General features: G+C 71.6%; 22 protein-coding genes and 2 pseudogenes. 7 read left to right on the plus strand and 17 right to left on the minus strand.

Annotated elements, in window-relative coordinates:
• Positions 1 to 177 precede the first annotated feature (177 nt).
• Complete coding sequence (locus tag OG524_RS07765; protein WP_405809590.1) at positions 178 to 1,116, plus strand: ABC transporter substrate-binding protein; 939 nt, start codon at positions 178 to 180, stop codon at positions 1,114 to 1,116.
• 55 nt (positions 1,117 to 1,171) lie between these two features.
• Here the strand turns inward: OG524_RS07765 and OG524_RS07770 are convergent, their stop codons facing one another.
• Positions 1,172 to 2,368, minus strand: coding sequence for a DUF5685 family protein (locus OG524_RS07770; RefSeq protein WP_405393279.1), 1,197 nt, complete (start codon positions 2,366 to 2,368; stop codon positions 1,172 to 1,174).
• A gap of 299 nt (positions 2,369 to 2,667) precedes the next feature.
• On the opposite strand from OG524_RS07770, the gene OG524_RS07775 reads away from it, so the two are divergent.
• Entirely contained in the window at positions 2,668 to 3,108 is a 441-nt protein-coding gene (locus tag OG524_RS07775) for a cell division protein SepF (protein WP_384495428.1), read from the plus strand.
• A 42-nt stretch (positions 3,109 to 3,150) separates the two neighbouring features.
• On the opposite strand, the gene OG524_RS07780 is transcribed toward OG524_RS07775, so the two are convergent.
• Both OG524_RS07780 and OG524_RS07785 read right to left on the minus strand, forming a co-directional pair.
• Positions 3,151 to 4,359, minus strand: a complete 1,209-nt coding sequence (locus OG524_RS07780; protein ID WP_405391678.1) for an acyl-CoA dehydrogenase family protein — start codon at positions 4,357 to 4,359, stop codon at positions 3,151 to 3,153.
• Between the two features lie 72 nt (positions 4,360 to 4,431).
• Positions 4,432 to 6,195: an MFS transporter gene (locus OG524_RS07785; protein WP_405809593.1), complete on the minus strand. Its 1,764-nt coding sequence runs from the start codon at positions 6,193 to 6,195 to the stop codon at positions 4,432 to 4,434.
• A gap of 511 nt (positions 6,196 to 6,706) precedes the next feature.
• On the opposite strand from OG524_RS07785, the gene OG524_RS07790 reads away from it, so the two are divergent.
• A complete protein-coding gene (locus OG524_RS07790) occupies positions 6,707 to 7,741 on the plus strand; it encodes a phosphatase PAP2 family protein (protein ID WP_405391676.1) in 1,035 nt (344 codons plus the stop codon).
• Between the two features lie 84 nt (positions 7,742 to 7,825).
• Here the strand turns inward: OG524_RS07790 and OG524_RS07795 are convergent, their stop codons facing one another.
• Positions 7,826 to 8,041 carry an I78 family peptidase inhibitor gene (locus OG524_RS07795; protein ID WP_405391675.1) on the minus strand — a complete coding sequence of 72 codons (216 nt, stop codon included), beginning with the start codon at positions 8,039 to 8,041 and terminating at the stop codon, positions 7,826 to 7,828.
• 488 nt (positions 8,042 to 8,529) lie between these two features.
• Positions 8,530 to 9,816, minus strand: coding sequence for a glycosyltransferase (locus OG524_RS07800; RefSeq protein ID WP_405391674.1), 1,287 nt, complete (start codon positions 9,814 to 9,816; stop codon positions 8,530 to 8,532).
• Positions 9,817 to 10,117: 301 nt separating this feature from the next.
• Here OG524_RS07800 and OG524_RS07805 point away from each other — a divergent pair, with 301 nt between their 5' ends.
• The gene (locus tag OG524_RS07805) at positions 10,118 to 10,900 is read left to right on the plus strand and encodes a hypothetical protein (protein ID WP_405809595.1); all 783 of its coding nucleotides are present in this window, start codon (positions 10,118 to 10,120) and stop codon (positions 10,898 to 10,900) included.
• Positions 10,901 to 11,037: 137 nt separating this feature from the next.
• A complete protein-coding gene (locus tag OG524_RS07810) occupies positions 11,038 to 11,343 on the plus strand; it encodes a hypothetical protein (RefSeq protein WP_405391672.1) in 306 nt (101 codons plus the stop codon).
• A 126-nt stretch (positions 11,344 to 11,469) separates the two neighbouring features.
• Here OG524_RS07810 and der read toward each other — a convergent pair whose 3' ends face one another.
• The 7 genes from der to OG524_RS07845 all read right to left on the minus strand — a co-directional run bounded on the left by der (position 11,470) and on the right by OG524_RS07845 (position 16,991).
• On the minus strand, positions 11,470 to 12,939 hold the full coding sequence (der, locus tag OG524_RS07815) for a ribosome biogenesis GTPase Der (protein WP_384495440.1): 1,470 nt from the start codon (positions 12,937 to 12,939) through the stop codon (positions 11,470 to 11,472).
• A gap of 73 nt (positions 12,940 to 13,012) precedes the next feature.
• Positions 13,013 to 13,669, minus strand: a complete 657-nt coding sequence (locus OG524_RS07820) for a lysophospholipid acyltransferase family protein (RefSeq protein WP_405809597.1) — start codon at positions 13,667 to 13,669, stop codon at positions 13,013 to 13,015.
• Positions 13,666 to 14,382: a (d)CMP kinase gene (gene cmk / locus OG524_RS07825; protein ID WP_384495443.1), complete on the minus strand. Its 717-nt coding sequence runs from the start codon at positions 14,380 to 14,382 to the stop codon at positions 13,666 to 13,668. The genes OG524_RS07820 and cmk overlap by 4 nt, the downstream gene beginning before the upstream one ends.
• Before the next feature lie 128 nt (positions 14,383 to 14,510).
• A complete protein-coding gene (locus OG524_RS07830; RefSeq protein WP_405391670.1) occupies positions 14,511 to 15,596 on the minus strand; it encodes a prephenate dehydrogenase in 1,086 nt (361 codons plus the stop codon).
• On the minus strand, positions 15,593 to 15,955 hold the full coding sequence (gene aroH, locus OG524_RS07835) for a chorismate mutase (protein ID WP_405391669.1): 363 nt from the start codon (positions 15,953 to 15,955) through the stop codon (positions 15,593 to 15,595). The genes OG524_RS07830 and aroH overlap by 4 nt, the downstream gene beginning before the upstream one ends.
• Positions 15,956 to 15,990: 35 nt before the next feature.
• On the minus strand, positions 15,991 to 16,623 hold the full coding sequence (locus OG524_RS07840) for a TetR/AcrR family transcriptional regulator (protein WP_405809599.1): 633 nt from the start codon (positions 16,621 to 16,623) through the stop codon (positions 15,991 to 15,993).
• A 5-nt stretch (positions 16,624 to 16,628) separates the two neighbouring features.
• Complete coding sequence (locus OG524_RS07845) at positions 16,629 to 16,991, minus strand: DUF1304 domain-containing protein (RefSeq protein ID WP_405391667.1); 363 nt, start codon at positions 16,989 to 16,991, stop codon at positions 16,629 to 16,631.
• A 178-nt stretch (positions 16,992 to 17,169) separates the two neighbouring features.
• Here OG524_RS07845 and OG524_RS07850 point away from each other — a divergent pair, with 178 nt between their 5' ends.
• Positions 17,170 to 17,595 carry a Rieske (2Fe-2S) protein gene (locus OG524_RS07850; protein WP_405391666.1) on the plus strand — a complete coding sequence of 142 codons (426 nt, stop codon included), beginning with the start codon at positions 17,170 to 17,172 and terminating at the stop codon, positions 17,593 to 17,595.
• Between the two features lie 44 nt (positions 17,596 to 17,639).
• Positions 17,640 to 18,323, plus strand: a pseudogene (locus OG524_RS07855) (DNA polymerase beta superfamily protein); the annotation flags it as partial.
• A 14-nt stretch (positions 18,324 to 18,337) separates the two neighbouring features.
• Here the strand turns inward: OG524_RS07855 and OG524_RS07860 are convergent.
• From OG524_RS07860 to pnuC, 5 genes and pseudogenes are all read right to left on the minus strand, one after another.
• A pseudogene (locus OG524_RS07860) lies at positions 18,338 to 19,107 on the minus strand (DNA polymerase beta superfamily protein); the annotation flags it as partial.
• 3 nt (positions 19,108 to 19,110) lie between these two features.
• Positions 19,111 to 20,133, minus strand: coding sequence for an ADP-ribosylglycohydrolase family protein (locus tag OG524_RS07865; RefSeq protein WP_405391665.1), 1,023 nt, complete (start codon positions 20,131 to 20,133; stop codon positions 19,111 to 19,113).
• Positions 20,130 to 20,873, minus strand: coding sequence for an NUDIX hydrolase (locus tag OG524_RS07870; RefSeq protein WP_405809602.1), 744 nt, complete (start codon positions 20,871 to 20,873; stop codon positions 20,130 to 20,132). The genes OG524_RS07865 and OG524_RS07870 overlap by 4 nt, the downstream gene beginning before the upstream one ends.
• A complete protein-coding gene (locus OG524_RS07875) occupies positions 20,870 to 21,949 on the minus strand; it encodes an AAA family ATPase (protein ID WP_405391663.1) in 1,080 nt (359 codons plus the stop codon). Before OG524_RS07875 ends, OG524_RS07870 begins: the two co-directional genes overlap by 4 nt.
• On the minus strand, positions 21,946 to 22,596 hold the full coding sequence (pnuC, locus tag OG524_RS07880) for a nicotinamide riboside transporter PnuC (RefSeq protein WP_405391662.1): 651 nt from the start codon (positions 22,594 to 22,596) through the stop codon (positions 21,946 to 21,948). Before pnuC ends, OG524_RS07875 begins: the two co-directional genes overlap by 4 nt.
• Positions 22,597 to 22,665 lie beyond the last annotated feature (69 nt).

The raw sequence follows: 22,665 nt of genomic DNA on the forward strand, positions 1-22,665 counted from the left end.
CCCGCTGCGTCTCCGCGCCCTTCCGCTCGCGCCCCTTCCCGCGCCCGAGCACCTTTCCCGCGTGCCTTCACGTACACAACACCGTTCCACCCTCCCCTCGTTCAGCTGATCTCCCGCCCGCCGCTCCGTGCTGCCCACGCACCGGAGCGCCGTCGACGAATCCGGAGAGTTTCCGTCATGCCCCGAACCAGGCACACCGCCGCCTTCGCCCTGATCACCACGCTCGCGCTCGCGCTCACCGGCTGCGGGTCGGGTGACCCGGCGGCCGCACCGGCCGGTGCGGGGACCTCCGGCAAGGGGCGGATCCCCACGGCCGATGTGGTCTCGTCGGTGAAGAAGGATCCGGCGGCGGCGGGGCTCCTGCCCGCGGAGGTACGCGATTCCGGCACCCTCACCCTCGCCTCCAGCGTCGGCACACCGCCCGGGGCGTTCTATCTGGAGGACGGCAGGACCCTGGCCGGCGCGGACATCGACTTCGCGGACGCGGTGGCCAGGGCGCTGGGGCTGAAGCTGAAGCGTGAGGTCGCCTCCTTCGAGGCGATCCTTCCGGCCCTCGGCAGCGGGAAGTACGACCTGGGCACCGGCAACTTCGGGGTGACCGACGAGCGCCGGAAGACGATCGACTTCGTGACGTACATCAACGACGGCCAGGGCTTCGCCGTCCGTGACGACAGCGAGCTCGACGACGTCACCGACCTCACCCAGCTCTGCGGCCTGACCGTGGGCACCAGCGCCGGAACCACGTTCGAGGCGACGCTGGAGGAGAACAAGCACCTGTGCGCCGACGCGGGCGAGGAGGCGTACGAGGTGAAGACGTACGCCGACCAGGCCGCCGTCTGGATCTCCCTCCAGCAGGGGCGCAGCGATGTCGTCATGTCGACGATCAACGGGCTGCGCTACGCCGTGACCCAGCAGAAGGGGCTGCGCTTCCTCAACGAGTTCAAGCGGCTCGACGTCGGCTTCGCCTTCAGGAAGGGCACCCCGCTGGCGCCCGCCTTCCAGGCGGCGGTCAACAGCCTCAAGGCGGACGGGACCTACGAACGCATCCTGAAGAAGTGGGGCACCGGCGAGTCGGCGATCACCACGTCGCAGATCTCACCGCCGGAGATCAGCTGAGGCGCCCGCGCCCGGGATCAGGTGAGCCCCCCGGGCGCGGATGCATGACGCCGGATCAGCAGTCGCACCCGCAGTCGCAGTTGCAGCAGCCGTCGCCGCCGCAGCAGTTGCTGCAGCAGTCGCAGGCTTCGCAGCAGTCCCCGCAGTCACACTTGTGGCAGAGCCCTTCGCGCTCCTGACCGCTCCACGGGTCGTTGAAGGTGCCGGCACAGCACATCTGGCAGGTGCAGGCGAGGCCCGCCCACACCAGGCAGCCGGCTATGAGGCCGCGCCGGCGGGGCGGCTCGGGCGGGAGGGGCGGGCCGGGCGGGCCGCCGGGTGTCGTCGGCGCGTACGGGTTGCCGGGCGGCGGGCCGAAGGAGCCCGCGGGCTGCCCGTCCTGCGGGTGCGAGCACGAGGTGGAGCCGAAGGCCCGGTCCACCGAGCGCCGCAGCTCGTGCACGAGCAGCACGTGCGCCAGCCGCCCGTCGGTGAATTCCGCGTCCCGCATCGCCAGGCGCACCCCGTGCAGCGCGTCGTCGCAGAGCCGTCGGGCCTCGGCGAGCGGGGTTCCGGTCGCGGTGAGCGGGTTCCAGGCACCCGATGCGGCGTCAGCTTCCCTGTCCTCCACGGCATCCAGCAGATGCGCGAGCCGCCCGAAGAGGCGTCCGGCCTCGGCGAGCGGCGCCGCGTTCCCCGGCCGGCCCGCGAGTACGGCGGTGTGCGCGAAGGCCGCGGCCGTCGCCGTCTCGGTGGGTTCGGTGACCGCCAGCAGCGGGGTGCCGGGCCCGGCGAGGGACTCGATGCCGGTCTGCCGGTCGACGGCGTCGACCAGGACCGCCGTGTCGAAGCCGAGCTCCGCCCCGGTCCGTGCCCCGGCCCTGTCCCAGCCCGCGGCGACCCTGCGCGCCGCAGCGGCGACCGGGCGGCGTTTCAACAGCCCGTCCCGGTCGGCCACGTGGTCGCGCACCTTGGCCGACGCCAGCACGAGGGAGACGGCGGCGGCGAGCCTGGCACCTTCGCCCCGGGCCACCGGAGCGGTCCGCATGGAGCGCAGCGGACAGGGGCCCGCGGTGCGCCGCTGCGCGGGGGCGCGTTCCGTCTGAGCCTCCGTCAGGACCGAGACGATCAGGCCGTCGTAGTTCGTGACGATCCGGGCGAACTGCCCGTGGTCCGCGCGAAGAGCGAGACAGAGCCCGCAGAGATGGGCCATCCACTCGGCCTTGAGCCCTTCGGACAGCCGATGGGTACAGGGCCTGACGATTCCGAACACGACGATCCCCCGGGAGTCGTTCACCTGATGCGCCGCGCTCGTGCACATACGCGGCGTGCATCGTATCGAGTGACCCGTTCACCCGTACGTCCCCAGTGTCACCCGTACGGATGGAAGCTCATATTTTCCTTCCGCAAGCCGCCCTGTACGGCAGGAACCCTGACGAACCGCCACATGTTCTGCACCAGTAGCGTCACGAATCCCCTGCGCGCCGACTATCCCCTTGGCGCAGTATCCGCATCATGGACGACCATAGGGATAGGAAAGACACGAACGAACCGCGGTGAGAGGAGGCGTCCATGGGATCGGTGCGCAAGGCAAGTGCCTGGCTGGGCCTCGTGGAGGACAACGACGAGCGGTACTACGACGACGAGTACTCCGAGGATGCTGAGACCGGCACGAACCAGCCGTGGGTGACGGATCCCCGCGTACAGGTGGTTTCCGAGAAGGCCGAGAACACGGGCCGCCGGATCGCCACCGTCACCCCGGACAGCTTCCGGGACGCGCGCGGCATCGGTGAGCTCTTCCGGGACGGCGTTCCGGTGATCGTCAACCTCACGGCCATGGACCCCACCGACGCCAAGCGCGTCGTGGACTTCGCCGCGGGCCTGACCTTCGGCCTGCGCGGCTCGATCGAGCGTGTGGCCACCAGAGTCTTCCTGCTCACCCCCGCCCACACCCAGGTGGTGACGGGCGAAGCCGCCGGCCGGCAGGCCGACGGCTTCTTCAACCAGAGCTGAGCGAGGCGCTCGCCGGACAGGTCCGGTTTCGGCGGTTCCGGTCTACCGGAAGGCGTCCAGACCGGTGAGCGCCTTGCCCAGCACCAGCTGGTGCATCTCCACGGTGCCCTCGTAGGTGAGCACCGACTCCAGATTCGTCGCGTGGCGCATCACCGGGTACTCCAGCGAGATCCCGTTGGCGCCGAGGATCGTGCGCGAGGTACGGCAGATCTCGATCGCCTCCCGCACGTTGTTGAGCTTTCCGAAACTGACCTGCTCCGGGCGGAGCCTGCCCGCGTCCATCCGGCGGCCCAGATGGTGGGCGAGCAGGATGCCCTTGTGGAGTTCCAGGGCCATGTCCGCGAGCTTGGCCTGGGTGAGCTGGAAGCCGCCGATCGGCCGGCCGAACTGTTCGCGGCTCTTCGCGTAGTCCACGGCCGCCTCGAAGCTGGCGCGCGCCGCGCCCATGGCTCCCCAGACGATTCCGTAGCGGGCGTGGCTCAGACAGCTGAGCGGGCCGCGCAGCCCGGTGACGTCCGGCAGGACCGCGTCGGCGGGCAGCCGTACGCCGTCCAGGATCAGCTCGCTGGTGACCGAGGCGCGCAGGGACCACTTGTGCCGGATCTCGGGTGCGGAGAAACCGGGGCTGTCCGTGGGCACGACGAAGCCGCGGATCCCGGAGCCGCCGTCACCCTCGTCGGTCTGCGCCCAGACGACGGCGACCCCGGCGACCGATCCGTTGGTGATCCACATCTTGCGGCCGGTGAGGATCCAGTCCTCGCCGTCCCGCTTGGCGTACGTGCGCATCCCGGCCGGGTCCGAGCCGTGGTCCGGCTCGGTGAGTCCGAAGCAGCCGATGGTCTCGCCGGCCGCCATGCCCGGCAGCCACCGCCGCTTCTGCTCCTCGGAGCCGAAGCGGTGGATCGCGTACATGGCGAGGGAGCCCTGGACCGAGACCAGCGAGCGGATCCCGGAGTCGGCGGCCTCCAGCTCCAGGCAGGCCAGGCCGTACTGCACGGCGGTCGCGCCCGCGCAGCCGTATCCCTCCAGGGACATGCCCAGTGCGCCGAGGGAGCCCAGTTCGCGGGCGAGCTCACGGATGCCGGGGAGCTCGCCGTTCTCGTACCACTCGGCGATGTGCGGCAGGATCCGGTCACTGGCCCAGCTCCGCACGGTGTCGCGGATCGCGAGGTCCTCCGGGTCGAGGAGATCGTCGATGCCGAGCGGATCGGCCGGGTCGAACGGTGGGAGTTTCGACGGCTTCACGGACATGGGGATGCCTCCGGCGGCTCGCACGGACTAAAACTAGCAGTGGTAGTTACGGCGTCGTGCTGACGTTACGGCTCAGTGTGCCGCCCGTCCAGAGCCGGTGGCCTCGGCGGGTTCGCGCCGCGCGGGCAGCGGGAACCGCCGCCCCGGCCGGTCCTGCGCGGGAAGCCCTCTGGGCTCGGGGCGCGGTCCGGAGACCGCCCGCTCCGGCAGCGCGGGCCCGGGAACCACGGCCTCCGCGGCCTCCGCCGCCTCTGCGGTCTCTGCGGTCTTCACCCCGCAGACCTCCCTGGCCGAGGAGCAGTCCATGACCCGGGGCAGCCGCAGCGCCGCGAGCGCGCCGAGCAGCAGCAGGCCCGCACTCACCAGCAGCGTGACGTGCAGACCGTCGACGAAGGCGTGCCGCGCGGTGTTACGCAGCAGGTCGCCCAGGGGGCCGCCCAGCTGCCCCGCCACCTGGTAGGCCTCACCGAGCGAATGCGACGCGGCGGTGCCCGCCGCGGCCGGCACGCCCTCCTCGTGGAGCCGGGAGAGGCCGGGGGTGTAGGCGGCGTTCATGACACTGCCGAGCAGCGCGATGCCCAGGCCGGCACCCAGCTGGTAGGAGGTCTCGCCTATGGCTGCCGCTCCGCCGGCCCGTTCCGCGGGGGCCTCGCTCAGCATCGACTCGTACGCGCCGAAGAGGGTGGACTGCAGCCCGAAGCCCAGCAGCACGAAGCCGACGGTGAGCAGCGCGGGCCGGTCGTGCTGCCCCATGAGGGTCAGCAGGAGCACCGAGGCCGCCGTGAGCACGAAGCCCCAGCCGACCATGCGGCGCGGCCCGACGCGGCTCAGGGTGTACGAGCCCGTGGCGCCTGCGGCCATGGCCGCGAAGGTCAGCGGCAGGAGGCGCAGGCCGGTCTCCAGCGGACTGAGGTCCAGGACCAGCTGGAGGTACTGGACGGCGATCAGCTCCAGGCCGACCAGGGCCAGCATGGCCAGGACGATGCAGCCGACCGCGGTGGTGAAGGCGGGCCGGGCGAACATCGCGATGTCGATCAGCGGATGCTTACGGCGCCTCTGCCTGCGGGCGAAGAGGACGAGCAGCGCGGCACCGGTCAGCAGCGGGCCGAGGGTGGCGAGGTCCAGCACGCCCTCGCCGCCGCCCGCGCGCTTGATCCCCAGGACGACGCCGAGCACACCGGCCGCGGCCGTCAGCGCGCCGACCACGTCCCAGGGGCCGTCGTCCGAGCCGCGGGACTCGGGCAGCAGCCAGCGCGCGACCGGCAGGATCAAGGCCATGAGCGGGATGTTGATCAGGAAGACCGAACCCCACCAGTAGTGCTCGACGAGGAATCCGCCGATGACCGGTCCGGTGGCGGCCCCCACGGCGGCGACCGCCGTCCATATCCCGATGGCCAGGGCGCGCTCGCGGCGGTCCGGGAAGACCTGGCGGAGTATCGAGAGGGTCGCCGGCATGATCATCGCGCCGCCGACGCCGAGCAGGGCCCGGGCCGCGATCAGCACACCGGGGCTGTCGGCGGTCGCCGCGACCGCCGAGGCCACCCCGAAGAACGCGTAGCCGAACAGCAGGACGCGGCGTCTGCCGATCCGGTCACCGAGCGTGCCGAAGAGGATCAGCAGGGAGGCGCACACGAGCGGGTAGGCGTCCACGATCCACAACAGGCCGACGGCGCTCGGCCGCAGGTCCTCGGTGACGGCGGGGACGGCCACGTGCAGCACGGTCGCGTCGAGCGCGACCAGCAGAAGACTGAGGCAGAGGACGACCAGGACGGCCCATCGGTTGGCACCGTCGGCTGCTGCGCGCAGCCGGGTCACGGCCGTGGACATCCCGGTCATATACGTACCTCCCACAATGAGTCCCTCGCGCTCGGCGGACCTACGGGGGCACCGGTTCCGGCCCCTCAGGCCCGGCATCGACGGGCGAGTGAGCCGTCAGCGTACGCGAGTTCCACGTGGTCACACGTGGTCCATCTCATACCGTCGCCCGCCCTGGAGTGTGTCGTACGCCACTCCCGCACCGTCGGCGGGGGCCCCTCCCGACCCGCCGTGACCGGGCGGGAACAGAGCGCCGACCACCCCTCCCGCACCCCCGGGAGCCCGCCCCCGCAGGCGGCCCGCAGATCCCCCGAATGGCCGGGCGAATGCATTCCCGCACCGCACTGGGCCATTCCATCGATGATCAAACATTTCTGCGAATTACCGTCCCCGTGAATGCCATCGGCACCCGATCCGATTCTCCGCGACGCATCGAATGGATACCGGTCTGAGACAAAGTCCACATCACATCGTCATCACAAACATGCGGGATCGGCCGGATCCCACACTCACTCGCTGTAACGTCCATTGCGTGCGTACCGACATCTTTGCCCGTCTGGACCGGGAGCCGGAACCGCCGAAGATAGAGATCCCGCGGATGAGTCCTCACCGCATCGCTCTCTTCGGCGGGACTTTGGCGTTCTATCTCGCCATCGTCGTCGCCGTGCTCGTCTCCTCCTGGCTGGTGGCCCTCGACTGGAAGATCATGTTGTTCCGGCCCTATCAGCAGTGGCCAGGGATCCATGCCTTCCTCGACTACTACGTCGTGCTCGGCCAGCGCGGCCCCACGGCCGTGATGGTCTCCGCCTGGCTCGGCTGGCGCTCCTGGCGCCAGCACACGCTTCGCCCCCTGCTCACGCTGGGCACCGCGCTGCTGCTGCTCAATGTGACGGTCGGCGCGGTCAAGCTCGGCCTGGGGCGCCTCGGTCCGCACTACGCCACCCAGATCGGCTCGGCGGAGCTCTACGCCGGCGGCGATATATTTCCGTCGGGCCACACCGCCAACGCCGTGGTGACCTGGGGAATCCTGGCCTACCTGGCCACCACGCCGCGGGCCAGGCGCTATCTGTCGGCCCTCTCCGCCTTCGTCTCGCTGGGCGTGGGGCTGACGACCGTCTACATCGGGACGCACTGGCTCAGCGACGTACTGCTGGGCTGGGCGGCCGGTCTGCTGATCATGCTGGCGCTGCCCTGGTTCGAGCCGCTGATCACGCGCGCCGAGATCTGGATCCTGTCGGTGCGGGCGCGCTTGCGGACCCGTCGCAGGCTCCGCCGGCCCGCCTCGGACGCTCCTGACGGCCCTGCCCCGGTGGTGGTGCTGCCGCAGGCGCTGAGCGGCGCCGGAGCCACGGACACCGGGAGCAGGAGTCCCGTACCCGAGCCGTCGGGAACCGTCGCCCACACGGGCGCGGGCGGCCGGACGCGGGCGCATCCCCCGCACGCGGTGCGTTCGGAGCGGACGCCGCTCACCCCGGCGGGCTCACGCCGTCCGCCGCACACGGACCGTGCCGCCCGGAGCAGCACGGCCCCGTCCCGCCCGGTGACAGGCGGCTCGATCGCCCCCTGACCTGCGGGGACGGTACGCACGACCGCTCAGCGCACGGCGAAGGCCCCGACGGATGTCGGGGCCTTCGTTTCGTCGAGGGGCGGTTCAGCCGACCCAGCAGCGGGTCACGGTGGACGCGTCCACCTCGAAGTTGATCCGTCCGCCACGGAACTCCATGGTGATGACCGTGCCCGGGGCGAGCGCCCGGACCGTGCTCCAGCCACGCGCTCTGGCCTGCCTCTCGGCGGCCCGGGCGTCGAGGCCGACGTACGACTCCGGGGTGTCGTCCGGCTGGGCGGGAGGACTCGGTATAGGTGCCATACCCCTCACCGTAGGTGCCCCCGCTCCGCGAAGGAAGCCGGGGCGGCGGTACCCCTCGGTGCATCCTCATGTACCCCGGCGGTCACGCTTGTGTCACAGCATCCCCACACGCGTTTACGTCGGACATCGTCACCCGGATGCGCGGTCCTGATGTACGGAAAGAGAATTGCGGGCCGCCGGGCGAATACCGCGAGATGTCCGTCCGGAGTGAATTGCCAGGGAAGGAGCATTGCGCGACGCATGTATTCCGTGGCGCCCGGGAGGGTGCACGGACGGTCACTTCATCCGGAATTCACTCCCCCTTATGCGGGCCTTATATTTCAGCCCCGGCCCACCCCTGCCGCATGCGCCGACGCCTTCACCGGCACCTTGCCCGCGAACCCCCGGCCTGTCGGACTATCCGGAATGAAACGATCCGGGACCCTTCGGGTCACGGAGGGTCCGACAGTCACGGAGGCACCGGCGAGCGGCCGGGCGGGCCGGCGCGGTCAGCCTGTCCTCCTCCCCCGGATCGCGTCGGCGGCCCGGTAGCGCAGGGCGTACGCCCCGTCCAGCACGGTGCCCCGGGAGCGGTGCCACGCGGTGCGCAGGACGCTCTGGGAGCGGCGGCCACCGCCGCCCCGCGCGGCCAGCTCGGAGAAGAGCGCCTCGTGCCGTTCCGCGATCGGCGCCGGGTCGAATCTCTCCGAGGCGGCCCGGGCGGCCCGCCCCATCCGGCGCCGCAGCTCGTCGTCGTCGATCAGTCCGAGCAGGGCTCCGGCGAAGGCCCGGGTGTCCCCCAGCGGCACGAGCCGCCCGTCCGTGCCGTCGTCGATGATCTCGGCCGGACCGTGCGGGCAGTCGGTGGCGACGACGGGCACCCCACAGCGCATCGCCTCCACGATGGTCATGCCGAACGACTCCCGCTCGGAGGTGACCGCAGCGATCGAGCCCTTGGGCCACTCCGTCTCCATCGGGTGGACCGACCCCATGAGGTGGACCCGGTCCTGCAGGCCGAGCGTGTCGACGAGCCCGCGCAGAGTCTGCCGCTCGTCGCCGGTGGCGTCGCCGCCGCCGTAGATCCGCAGCCGCCACTCGGGCCGGGCCGCCGCGACCTCGGCGAAGGCCCGGACCAGTACGTCGTACCGCTTGACCCGGTGCAGCCGGCCCGCGGCCACGATCCACTTGGCGTCTCCCCCGGCGGGCTCACCCGCGGGCTCCGGCACGCTGTTCGGGATGACCTCCACCCGTACGCCGGGAAGCCGCAGCCTGGCCCGGTAGTCGCGGGCGTCGGCCTCGGTGACCGTCGTGACCGCGTCGAGGAGCCCGTACCTGTGCCCTATCTCCCTGCGGAGCCGGTAACTGTGACTGTCCAGGGTGAGGTGTTCCTGGCCGATGCGCACCGGGCCGCGTCGGGCCTGCCGGCTGATGTGGACGTTGAGGCCCGGCCGGGTGCCGACGACGACGTCGGCTTCGAGTGCGCCCAGACGGGCCGCGATCCGGCTGTCGGTGAGCCTGCTGTACTGCCGGTGCCTGGTGTCGCCGCGCGGGAACACCGTGGCGGGCCGGGCGTGTTCGGCCGCGTCGCCGTCGAAGTCCGGGCTCGAGCGGCGCAGGTCGACGAGGTGGCTCATCCGTACGCCGTCGGGGGCGCCCAGCGCGGGTACGTCGCGGTGCCGGAAGACGGAGACGATCTCGACGTCGTGCTGCTCGGCCAGCGTCCCGGCGAGCGTGAAGGTGGTACGGATCGTTCCCCCGATGCCGTACGCGTTGTGAAGCAGAAATGAAATGTGCATTGCGTAGTCGTTTCCCCTGTTCGACTGGTCAGTTACGGACCCTACGCGCCGTCAGGAGAGCACACAGGCTTCGCACAGGAGTCGTACGGAGCCGTGACAATTCAAACGAATGGCCGTACATGGCGGGCGTATTCGCGGAATGTCCGACTCCGGATCACTGTCGTGATCTGTCGACGTATCGGCCTGCCGACTCTCCCGCTTTCTCCTCCCGTTTCGCGCGTGACCCGGGCCCCCGGTCGTCCGTTGTCTCTTCATGAGCCGGGAACCACCCGGCCCACGCACCGAGTTCGAGGAGCCACCCGTGCCGCGCATGCTCGACGTCAGCGAGGACGTACGCGCCGAGATCGGCGATGCCGAAGCCGACCGGCTGCTCGTCGGCGACAGCGCCCCAGGCAGTTACGACTGCACCTCCTGCCGCACCCCCGGCGACTCCGACCAGGAACGCACCAGCACGGTGCTGTTCGTCGGCGACGAGTCCGCCGTGCTCGCCTTCGCCCATGCGACCTGCATCCCCTCACAGGTCGTCCAGGTCGCCGAGGACCAGCTCCAGGGTGCCGTGCGGTCCATCACCGGCAGCGAGCAGAAGGATCCGGAGGGCGTCATGCCCGAACAGGCCGTTCTCGGCATCACCAGCGGTCTCGTCCTGATCGAGGACGACCTCCGCCCGGCCCTGGTCGTCGAACCGACCGGACCGATCGCCCGGCCCGGCACCGACGGCCGGGACGGCGACCAGTTCCTCCAGCTGTTGCTGGAGCAGGGCTTCCTGCCCACGCCCGATCTGAACCGGCTGCCTGGCGTGCTTCCCGGCTGGTCGGTGCTGCTCGCCATGGGCCAGCTGCACGCCGTACTGCAGCCGGGCACCGGCGGTGGCAACGCGGTCGCCTGGTGGCAGGCCCATCAGCCGCTCCAGGTCACCGAGGGCTGGCGGGCGGCGGCGAACAAGTCGCAGACCGTGCTCGTCTTCGCCTCCCCGGCGGGCTCGATCGGCCAGCAGCCGCGCGAGGACCTGCTGCGTGACGCGCTGGACAAGGCCGCGGTCAACGGTCTCCTGGTCGCCGCGTCGATGCCGCTGGCCGGGACCTGATCGTGTCCGTTCTGCCTTCCCGCACCCGCCGAACAGCGATTTCTCCGCCGGGCCCGCATCCGACGGGCGGTGAGGTCGTTGGCACCTACGTGCACTCATACGACCCTTCTCGCCAGCAGCAGAACCCGATCCCGGCCATGCGTCCGTCGCAGGACCCCTCGGGCGGCAAGTCCCCCACCCCGATCTACGACGCGCTGTACTCCGAGTACCGGCGGTCGTTCAGGGCACTTCCGGGGGACCGGAGCGGTGAGGAGAATCTCGGCTTCAGAGCGTTCGGTACCGGGATGTTCGGCAGCCGTGCGCCGCTGAGCGGCCGTACGGCGGCGAACGGCCAGGGAAGCCAGAGCGGGCACGCGGGGAACCTCGGCTCCTGGCAGCGGGTGGGGCGGCATGCCGGGCGAGCCAGGCCCGCGGCCCTGCCGCCCGGGTCCACCGACGCCTGACGGCACGGCTGACGGCACGGCTGACGGCACGGCTGACGGCACGGCTGACGGCACGGCTGACGGCACGGCGAAGCCCCGGATCCCCCGCTCGACGCGGGGGGTCCGGGGCTTCGCCGTGCCGTGTGCCTACTTCTTGCGGCCGCGCTTCTCGCGCACCCGGACGGAGATGTGCAGCGGCGTGCCCTCGAAGCCGAACTCCTCGCGCAGGCGGCGCTCGACGAAGCGGCGGTAGCCGTGCTCCAGGAAGCCGGAGGCGAAGAGCACGAACCGCGGCGGCTTGACGCCGGCCTGGGTGCCGAAGAGGATGCGGGGCTGCTTGCCGCCGCGCACCGGGTGCGGGTGGGAGGCGACGATCTCGCCGAGGAAGGCGTTCAGCCGACCGGTCGGGATGCGGGTCTCCCAGCCCTCGATCGCGGTCTCGATCGCCGGGACCAGCTTCTCCATGTGCCGGCCGGTGACGGCCGAGACGTTGACGCGGGGAGCCCAGGCGACCTGCGCGAGCTCCGTCTCGATCTCGCGCTCCAGGTAGTAGCGACGCTCCTCGTCGAGGGTGTCCCACTTGTTGAAGGCGAGCACGATCGCACGGCCCGCTTCCACGGCCATCGTGACGATCCGCTGGTCCTGGACGCTGATGGACTCGCTGGAGTCGATCAGGATGACGGCGACCTCGGCCTTCTCCACGGCGGCGGCCGTACGGAGCGAGGCGTAGTAGTCCGCGCCCTCCTGGAGGTGGACCTTGCGGCGGATGCCGGCTGTGTCGATGAACTTCCAGGTGACGCCGCCGAGCTGGATCAGCTCGTCGACCGGGTCGCGCGTGGTGCCGGCGAGTTCGTTGACGACGACGCGGTCCTCGTTGGCGACCTTGTTCAGGAGCGAGGACTTGCCGACGTTCGGACGGCCGATGAGCGCGATGCGGCGGGGGCCGCCGAGGGCGGTGCCGAACGTCTGGGCCGGGGCCTCGGGCAGCGCCTCCAGCACGGCGTCGAGCATGTCGCCGGTGCCACGGCCATGCAGCGAGGAGACCGGGTGGGGCTGGCCGAGACCGAGCGACCAGAGCGCGGTCGCGTCCGCCTCGCCGCTCTGTCCGTCGACCTTGTTGGCGCACAGGACGACGGGCTTCTTGGCCTTGCGCAGCAGCCTGACGACGGCCTCGTCGGTGTCGGTGGCGCCGACCGTCGCGTCGACGACGAAGACGACCGCGTCGGCCGTCGAGATCGCGTACTCGGCCTGGGCGGCGACGGAGGCGTCGAGACCCAGTACGTCCTGCTCCCAGCCGCCGGTGTCGACGAGCCTGAAGCGGCGGCCCGCCCATTCGGCCTCGTAGTTCACCCGGTCACGGGTGACGCCCGGCTTGTCCTGCACGACGGCCTCACGGCGGCCGAGGATGCGGTTCACCAGGGTCGACTTGCCGACGTTGGGGCGGCCGACGACGGCGAGGACGGGAAGGGGTCCGTGACCGGCCTCACCGATCGCACCCTCGACGTCCTCGAGGTCGAACCCTTCCTGCGCGGCGAGCTCCATGAACTCCGCGTACTCGGCATCGCCAAGTGCTCCGTGCTCGTGGTCCGAGCCGTCGGAGTGAATCTGGTCGTTCATGAAGTCCGTTCCCTCTTTGCATCATCATCGATGGGCCACGATCGCGCGGCCCACTACTCAAGTCTCGCAGGACCTAGCGCCCGGTGAGGCGCCTGGCGTCCTCCAGGTGCGCGGTCAGCTTTCCCTGGATTCGGAGCGTCGCCTCGTCCAGTGCCTTCCTGGTGCGCCGCCCGCTGCCGTCCCCGGCCTGGAAGGCGTCGCCGAAGACGACGTCGACCCGGCTGCGCAGCGGAGGCAGTGCCGATATCAACCGTCCGCGACGCTCGGTGCTTCCCAGGACCGCCACGGGGACGATCGGCGCCCCGCCGCGTACCGCGAAGTACGCGAGCCCTGCCCGCAGGGAGGCGAAGTCGCCCTCGCCCCTGGTGCCCTCGGGGAAGATCCCGAGGACCCCGCCGTCCTCCAGCACGCCGAGGGCGTGGGTGATGGCGGTGCGGTCGACGGTCGCGCGGTCCACCTTGAGCTGACCGATTCCGCGCAGGAACGGGTCGAGGGGACCGACGAACGCCTCCTTCTTGATCAGGAAGTGGACGGGCCGGGGCGCGGTGCCCATCAGCATCGGACCGTCGATGTTGTGTGCGTGGTTCACCGCGAGTATGACGGGTCCGGCGGAGGGTACCCGCCACGCACCGAGCACACGGGGCCTGAAGAGCCCGTACATGAGTCCGATGCCGATCCCGCGCCCGACGGCCGCTCCACGCAGCGTGGGCGCGGTGGTGGCTTCGGTCACTTCGCGGCCTGCTTCTCCCCGACGAGGGTGACGACGCACTCGATGACCTGCTGGAGGGTCAGCTCGGTGGTGTCCACCTCGACCGCGTCCCCGGCCTTGGCCAGTGGCGAGGTCTTCCGGCCGGAGTCGGCGGCGTCCCGCTTGATCAGCGCCTCCTTCGTGGCGGCGAGGTCGGAGCCCTTGACCTCACCGCTGCGCCGGGCGGCGCGCGCCTCCGGGGAGGCGGTCAGGAAGATCTTGATGTCGGCGTCGGGCAGCACCGTCGTACCGATGTCCCGGCCCTCGACGACGATGCCCCGCTCGGCTTCCGCGGCGATGGAGCGCTGCAGGTCGGTGATCAGAGTGCGTACCTCGGGGACGGCGCTGACGGCGCTGACCTCGGAGGTGACCTCCTGGGTACGGATCGGGCCGGAGGCGTCCTCGCCGTCGACGGTGATCGTCGGGGCGGCCGGGTCGGTGCCGGAGACGATGACCGGCTTGGCGGCGGCGGTGGCGATCTCGGCAGGGTTGCGCACGTCGATGCCGTTGTTCAGCATCCACCACGTGATCGCCCGGTACTGGGCGCCGGTGTCCAGGTAGCTCAGGCCGAGCTGGGCGGCGACGGCCTTGGAGGTGCTCGACTTGCCGGTGCCGGAGGGCCCGTCGATGGCGACGATCACTGCGGCCGGGGCGGTCCGGGCGGCGGCGCTTACGGTTTCCACGGTGGTGGACACCTTCCTGGTACACGGGGTGGGCGGAGCGGAGCGGGGCAGGGCAGACCGGGGTGCCCTCCCCACAAGGTTACCGAGTGCGGGGAGGGCCCTTGTACCCCTCTCGGCCCCGTCCCCCTTGGGGCGGCCCGCTACGGGCGGATCGACCAGCCCCGCTCGCTGAGCTCCGCGCCCAGTGCGGGCGCCGCGCTCGGCTCGACCATCAGCTGGACCAGGCCGGCCTGCTGTCCGGTGGCGTGCTCGATGCGTACGTCCTCGATGTTGACCCCGGCCTTCCCGGCGTCGGCGAAGATCCTGGCCAGTTCGCCGGGCCGGTCACCGATGAGCACGGCCACGATCTCGTACGAGGCCGGGGCGGCGCCGTGCTTGCCCGGCACCCTGACCCGGCCGGCGTTGCCGCGGCGCAGGACGTCCTCGATGCCTTCGGTGCCCGCGCGGCGCTTGTCCTCGTCGGCGGACTGGAGGCCGCGCAGCGCCCGTACGGTCTCGTCGAGGTCGGTGGCGACGCCGGCCAGGACGTCGGCGACCGGGCCGGGGTTGGCGGAGAGGATCTCCACCCACATCCGGGGGTCGGAGGCGGCGATCCGGGTGACGTCCCGGATTCCCTGGCCGCACAGGCGTACGGCGGTCTCGTCGGCCTCCTCCAGGCGGGCGGCGACCATCGACGAGATCAGCTGCGGGGTGTGGGAGACCAGGGCGACGGCACGGTCGTGGGCGTCGGCGTCCATGACGACGGGGACCGCGCGGCAGAGCGCGACCAGTTCCAGGGCGAGGTTGAGGACCTCGGTGTCGGTGTCCCGGGTCGGGGTGAGGACCCAGGGGCGGCCCTCGAAGAGGTCGGCGGTGGCCGCGAGGGGCCCGGAGCGCTCCTTGCCGGCCATCGGGTGCGTACCGATGTACGGCGTGAGGTCGATGCCGAGCGCCTCCAGCTCACGGCGGGGGCCGCCCTTGACGCTGGCGACGTCGAGATAGCCGCGGGCGATCCCGTCGCGCATGGCGGCGGCCAGCACGGAGGCGGTGTGCGCGGGCGGTACGGCGATGATCGCCAGGTCGACGGGCCCGGCCGGGGCGTCCTCCGTCCCCGCTCCGAGCGCCGCGGCCGTACCGGCCGACGAGGCGTTCCGGTCGACGAGGTGGACGTGGATGCCGCGCCCGGAGAGGGCGAGAGCTGCGGAGGTGCCGACCAGGCCGGTTCCGATGACGACGGCTGTTCTCACTGGGCGATGTCCTTGCGGAGGGCGCCGGTGGCGCCGAGGTAGACGTGACTGATCTCTGCCTTGGAGAGATATGTCTCGACGTGGGCGAGGATGCGGACCACTCGGGGCATGGCCCCGGCGATGTCGAGCTCCTGGGCGCAGATCAGCGGTACGTCGACGATGCCCAGCCCCCGCGCGGCGGCGGCCGGGAAGTCGCTGTGCAGGTCGGGGGTTGCGGTGAACCAGACGCTGATCAGATCCTCGGCGACGATCTGGTTGCGCTCCAGGATGGCGGTGATGAGCGCACCCACCCGCTCGTCCATGTGTCCGGCTTCGTCCCGCTCCAGCTGGACGGCTCCACGGACCGCTCGTACCGCCACGTCGTACCCCTCGTTCCCTCGTTCTGTGTGCTGTTTCAGCCTAGAGGTGCGGCGGGGCCCGTGGCCGCCCTGCTCTGTCCTTGAGACACCGCGGCGGCGTGCACGGCGAGGAGGGTGCGCCAGATCCGCCCGGCGAGCTGTTCCGGGGTGGCGTCGGTGCGGTCGTGGACCCAGTCGGTGAGCATCCCGGTGAACAGACCGGCGACGGCGCTCGCGGTGAGGTCGTGGCCGCTTCCTTCGGGCCTGCGCCGGCGCAGCTCGTCGAGGCTGTACTGCCGGAGCTCCTGGTGCAGCAGTTCCCCGAGGGGGCCGCCGCCGCCCGGACCGAGCAGGGCGCGGTGTACGGCGGCCCGGCCTCGGATCTCCCGGAGCAGGGCGACGAGCTCCTGAGGCGGCGCGTCCGGGCCGGGCGGTGTCCGGTCCCAGGCGTGCAGGGCCTCGACAGCCTCCCGTACGACGTCGGCGCAGGCGTCCACGGCCAGGGCGCGCAGATCGTCGTAGTGCAGGTAGAAGGTGGCGCGCCCGACACCGGCCCCGCGCACCACGTCCGCCACGCCGATCCGGTCCAGCGGCCGGTCCGCGCAGGCTTCCAGCAGCGCGGCGCGGAGCCTGCCGCGGGTGCGTGCGGTACGCGGGTCGTTGCTGCCGTCCGTCACCGCCGGGGCCATGCGTCTCAGCCTGCGAGAAGGACGAGGGCGAGTGCGACGGCGGCGGGTGCCGCCTGGACGTAGAGGATCTTGCGGCTGACGGTGGCCGCGCCGTACACCCCTGCGACGATCAGGCAGCTCAGGAAGAAGATCTGCGCCTGGTGGGCGACGGGATCACCCGCGATCAGGCTCCAGACAAGTCCGGCGGCCATGAATCCGTTGTAGAGCCCCTGGTTGGCGGCGAGGGTGGCGCTCTCCCTGGAGAACTCCTCGGTGGTGCCGAAGGCCTCGCGGCCTCGCTGGGTGTCCCAGAGGAACATCTCCAGGACGAGGAAGTAGACGTGGATCAGCGCGACGAGCGCGACCAGCACCTGGGCGGCGGTATGCATGGCGTTCGGCCTCCTGCGGCAGATTTCCTGGACACCTGCCCAGGAAGTGATTTCCTGGATGACTGTACAGGAAGTCCCCGTACCGCCACTCTCCCGGGCGCATCCGCCGCCCGGTTGCTTCGTCCGCGCGGCCCGCGGCGCCACGATGCCTCTCATCGACCACCACGCGAGGAGAACCATGAACGCACGGCGAAGGACGGTCCTCACCGCGGGCGCCGCCGCACTGGCGGCCGGCTGCGGCTCGTCCGGCGACGGAGGCGGGGACAGCGACGGGAGCACGGCCCCGGCCACCGCTCCCGAGACCCCGGAAACCTCGGCCGGCGAGCTGACCCGGACCGCCGACGTCCCGGTCGGCGGCGGCACGATCTTCAAGGACCGCAAAGTCGTGGTGACCCAGCCGGAGGCGGACGACTTCAAGGCCTTCTCCGCGGTCTGCACCCACGCGGGCTGCATCGTCTCGTCGGTCGGCGACGGCACGATCAACTGCGCCTGCCACGGCAGTAGATTCAGCATCACGGACGCCGCGGTGGAGGCGGGCCCCGCACCGCGTCCGCTGCCCGTGGAGCGGATCACCGTCGAGGGCGACAGCATCCGGCTCGGGTAGGGCCTCTCCTTCGGGCCATGGCGGGCCCGCGTAGCCTCGCACGCATGATCACCCCTGAGGCCGGGGCCCTCGTGCGCGATCACACGGTCTACTCGTGCGTGATGGGTTCCCGCGCGTTCGGGCTGGCCACCGACGGCAGCGACACGGACCGGCGCGGGGTCTTCCTCGCGCCGGCTTCGCTGTTCTGGCGCTTCACCAAGCCCCCCACCCCTATCGACGGACCCGCCGAGGAGCAGTTCTCCTGGGAGCTGGAGCGCTCCTGCGAGCTGGCCCTCCGGGCCAACCCCCACGTGCTGGAGTGCCTGCACTCGCCGCTCGTGGAGCGCATCGACGACACCGGCCGGGAACTCCTCGGTCTGCGCGGGGTGTTCCTGTCGCGCCGGGCCCACGAGACGTTCGTCCGCTACGCGCTGGGCCGGCGCAGGAAGCTGGAGACGGACATCCGGCGGTACGGCGCCCCGCGCTGGAAGCACGCCATGCACCTGCTGCGGCTGCTGGCGGGCTGCCGGGACCTGTTGCGGACGGGCGAGCTGGTCATCGAGGTCGGTGACGCGCGGGACGAACTCCTCGCGGTGCAGCGGGGCGAGATCCCGTGGTCCGAGGCGGAGCGGCGGATGACGCGCCTGGCCGGGGAGAACGACGAGGCGGCCGGCCGTTCACCGCTCCCGCCGGAGCCGGACCGGGAACGCGTGGAGGCGTTCCTGGTCCGGACCCAAAGGGCGTCCGCGATGACCGACTGGCCGAGCCGGGCGCGGACCACCAGATCGTGCAGCGCGTCGAAGCCCGACGCGGCGTCCGGCAGCGACGATCCGGCCTGGGCCTCGTCGAGGACGGTGTGCGGCGCCACGACGTCCCTCGCCGCCACCGCACCGTCCACGGTGTGGGCGCCGCCGTGCTCGGCCTCCGTCCTGGCCTCGATCAGGGACGGCAGGTACGCCGGCGCCGTCACCTCTCCGAGCAGCGTCGGCAGGTGCGCCACCAGCTCGCCTCCGCGCATCAGGTGGATGCCGGTGAGCAGGGCCCGGAAGGTGTAGAGGAGCGGTTTCAGTTCGCCCGTCCTCTCGAACAGCCGCCACCGGGTACCTGCGAACCCCCGGTAGTGGTGGGCGTGGTTGCGGGTCGGGACGGCCGGCGCCGGTGCGGTCAGTTCCGCGTGGAGCGGGGTCGTGTGCACGACCAGCGGGGACAGCAGTTACTCCAGTACATAGCCGTTGGATTCAGCATGAGGCGGCCGAACTTGCGGAGGTCGTGGGTGACGAGGTCCCTCTCGACCCCGTCGCGGTCCCACATGCGCGTGCGTGTCTCCTCCGGGTGGCGCAGTCCGACGAGATCCTCCGCGGGAAGGACATGGACCCCCCGCAGGTCCACGTCCGAGTCACGCGAGGGAAAGCCGTACAGATGCGCGCCGGAGACCGTGGCGAACAGGAGCGGGCCCGGCTCCTGTGCGAGGACCGGGGCGAGGTCGGTGACCGGCAGCCCGGCCCGCAGGAGGGGCGTCGTGTCGAGGCGCATGGGTCACGCGTCCCAGAGCGCGCCGAGCGACAGCAGGTCGCTCCGGTACTCGATGCGTTCCGACCACTCCTTGGGCCAGGCGCCCGCCCCGAGATGTGCCCCGGCCAGTGCCCCCGTCAGGCAGCCGATCGAGTCGGAGTCGCCCCGGGTGCAGGCGGCCCGGCGCAGCGCGGTGACCGGTTCCTCCGGGAAGAGGAGGAAGCAGTGCAGGGCCGTGGCGAGGGCCTCCTCGGCGATCCAGCCGTCGCCGGTGGTCTCGCAGGGGTCGGTCTCCGGGGACGGGTCGCGCAGGGCGTCCTGCAGCCTGCCCAGTGCGGCCAGGCACTCGTCCCAGCCACGCCGGATGTACGCCTCGGGCGAGGCGTCGCCCGCGTACCGCCAGAGGTCGCCGAGCCAGCGCTCCAGGTAGCGGCCGCTGTTCTCGTAGGCGTAGCTGCGCAACTGTCCGACCAGCCCGAGGGGTTCGGCCCCCTGGGCCAGCAGGAACACCGCGCGGGCCATCAGGTCCGAGGCCGCCAGGGCGGTGGGGTGGCCGTGGGTGAGGGCGGCCTGGAGCTGTGCGGCGCCGGAGCGCTGCTCCTCGCTGAGGCCGGGTACGAGCCCGACCGGCGCCACCCGCATGTTGGCGCCGCAGCCCTTGGAGCCGGTCTGGCTGGCCTCCTGCCAGGGCCGTTCGCCGTCCAGCAGGCGGCAGGCCGTCATGCAGGTGCGGCCGGGCGCGCGGTTGTTGTCCGGCGAGTGGTACCAGTCGACGAACTCCTCGCGGACGGGGCGCACCAGCCGCGGCGGGGTGAGCAGTCCGCGGTCCATGGCGGTGCGTATGCCGCGTCCCAGGGCGAGCGTCATCTGGGTGTCGTCGGTGACGATCGCCGGCTTCGGGAGGGCCATCTGCCGCCAGGGCCCGCACTTCGCGAGGATGGACGGCACGTTGTTGAACTCGGTCGGGAAGCCCAGTGCGTCGCCGAGGGCGAGCCCGGTGAGCGCGCCTGTGGCGGCCTGCTTGGTGAGTATTCGTGTCGGGATCATGATGTCCGTCCTTCGGGGCGTCCTTCCGGGCGCAGGAGTGGAGGGTGCAGGGAGGTGGCGGCGCCCGCCCGGTACAGGGCGGCGGGTTTCCCCCGTCCGCCGGTGCGGCGCGGCGGCCCGTCGACAGCCTGGACGAAGCCGGGCGTGGTCAGGACCTTGCGCCGGAAGTTGGGCCGGTCGAGCTCGACGCCCCAGACGGTCTCGTAGACCTGCTGGAGCTCCCCGAGCGTGAACTCGGCGGGGCAGAAGGCCGTCGCCAGGCAGGAGTACTCGAGCCTGGCGCCGATCCGGTCGTGCGCGTCGGCCAGGATGCGGTCGTGGTCGAAGGCGAGCGGCCCGGTGCCGCCCGCGTCCCACCACTGCGCGCGCGCCGCGTCCCCGCCGCCCCGCGGTTCGGGCAGGTCCGGGACGAGTGCGGCGTACGCGACGGAGACGACCCGCATCCTGGGGTCGCGGTCCGGATCGCTGTAGGTGCGCAGCTGTTCGAGGTGGAAGGCGCACACGGTGCTCCGAGTGAGTCCGGTCTCCTCGGCGAGCTCGCGGCGTGCCGCCTTCTCCGCGGATTCACGGGGCAGCACGAAGCCGCCGGGCAGCGCCCAGTGGCCCTTGTAGGGGTCCTCTCCGCGTTCGACCAGCAGGACGTGGAGCCTGCCTTCCCGGACGGTGAAGACCGCGAGGTCGACGGTGACGGCGAAGGGGGCGAAGGCGTGCGGGTCGTACCCCTCGGGGACGGTGCTCATCGCTTCTCCGGGAGGGGGTCGCTGAGGCGCGGGCCGGCGGCGAGGAGTGCGTCGACCGCGGCGACCGCCGTGTCCAGGCGTGTCGGGTGCGGCCCGGTGACCTCGATGAACTCCCGTCCTGTACGGGTGAGTTCGGCGCGGAATCGGTCCGTCATCCAGGGCCGCAGCTCCTCGCCGTCGCGGAGCCCGTCGTCCTCGAAGGCGACGCCCTCGTGGTCGGTGAGCAGCCAGAGGTGGTGCGTGGCCAGGTCGGCGGTCCGCTCCACCAGCGGGTTGCGTCCGCCGATGTACCGCTCGTGCCAGACGGTGGTGGCGAAGGAGTCCGTGTCGCAGAAGAGCACCGGGGAGCCGATCCGGGCGGCGGCCTCCTCCCGGGCGTTCTGGGTCTCGGCGATGAGGGGGAAGTCGTCCGTGCCGAAGGAGACGTCCTCCCACTGTGCGCCGGGCCATCGGCCGCGCAGGTCCGCGAGTTTCTGTTCGCTGAACTCCCGCCCGTATTCGGCGACGTACCGGGTCTGTGCCCAGACGCCGCCGCGCCGCCGGTAGTGCTCGGCCAGCGCCCGGGCCAGGGTCGTGGTGCCGGTGGACTCGGCACCGAGGACGACGATCCGGCGGGTGAGCGCGGCCCGTACGGGCGGTTCGAGGTAGTCCCAGCAGGCGGCCGGGTCGGCCCGGACCGCGGTGCCGGAGACGGGGAAGACGGTGCGGCCGGGATCGACGAGGACGGACCGGGCGCCGAAGCGGCGGGCCAGTTCGTCGCCGTACGGTTCCGAGGTGAAGACGGCGTCGACCTGTTCGGGGACGGCCCCGGTGAACACGGCCATGTGCGCGTCCCAGACCGCCGGGTCGTTCAGGTCCATGGGGATGTCGTCGACGGCGCCCACCACGCGGACGGCCGGGTGCACCTCCCGCATCCAGGCGACCCGGTCGGCGAGGGGCACGGATTCGACGGAGGCGGCACAGACCAGGACGGTGAGCCGCTCGCAGCGGTCCTGGGCGGTGCGGACGAGGTGGTGGTGGCCGGCGTGCGGCGGGTAGAACTTGCCGAGGACCAGGCCGTGTCCGTAGCGCTTCACGCGGGCACCCGCTCCCGGCCCGGGGCGGCGGCCAGGTCGCGGCTCCAGTTGCGCAGCCCGATGAGGCAGAGCGTGAGGAAGCCGGCGTAGAGCAGGGAGGTGAGGTAGAGCTCCTTGTACGCGTACAGCGGGATGTAGACGACGTCGGCGGCGATCCACAGCCACCAGGACTCGACCCGCTTGCGGCACTGCCCGTACGTCGCCATGAGGGACAGCGAGGTCGTCAGGGCGTCCCAGAACGGCACGGTCGAGTCCGTGGCCCGGGACAGCAGCAGAGTGAGCCCGAGGGTCCCCGCCACCCCCGCCGCGAGCAGCCAGGTCCATTCGGTACGCGTGGTTCTGCGCACCGGCAGGACGGACGCACCTGGTCCACCCCCGTGGGTCCAGGTCCACCAGCCGTACGCGGCGAGGGTGATGAAGACGATCTGCAGGCCGGCGTCGGCGTACAGACCGGACTGGGCGAACAGCAGGATGAAGAACAGGTTGTTGGCGATGCCGATCGGCCAGTTGGCGAGGTGCTGGCGGGCCACGAGCCAGACGCACAGCGCCCCGCTGCCGAATCCGAGCACCTCGGTCCAGCTGACCGGGGTGTCCAGGAACGTGAACAGGGGCTGTTGCAGGGGGTCGAGTATGTCCGCGAGCGTCACGCCGTTCCTTCTCTCTTTAATGGTCACTCTGACTATAAAGAAGAAACGGTGGCAGCGAAAGGCCCGCGG

The organism is Streptomyces sp. NBC_01520 (genome assembly GCF_045040375.1).
In the GTDB taxonomy this organism is placed as follows: domain Bacteria; phylum Actinomycetota; class Actinomycetes; order Streptomycetales; family Streptomycetaceae; genus Streptomyces.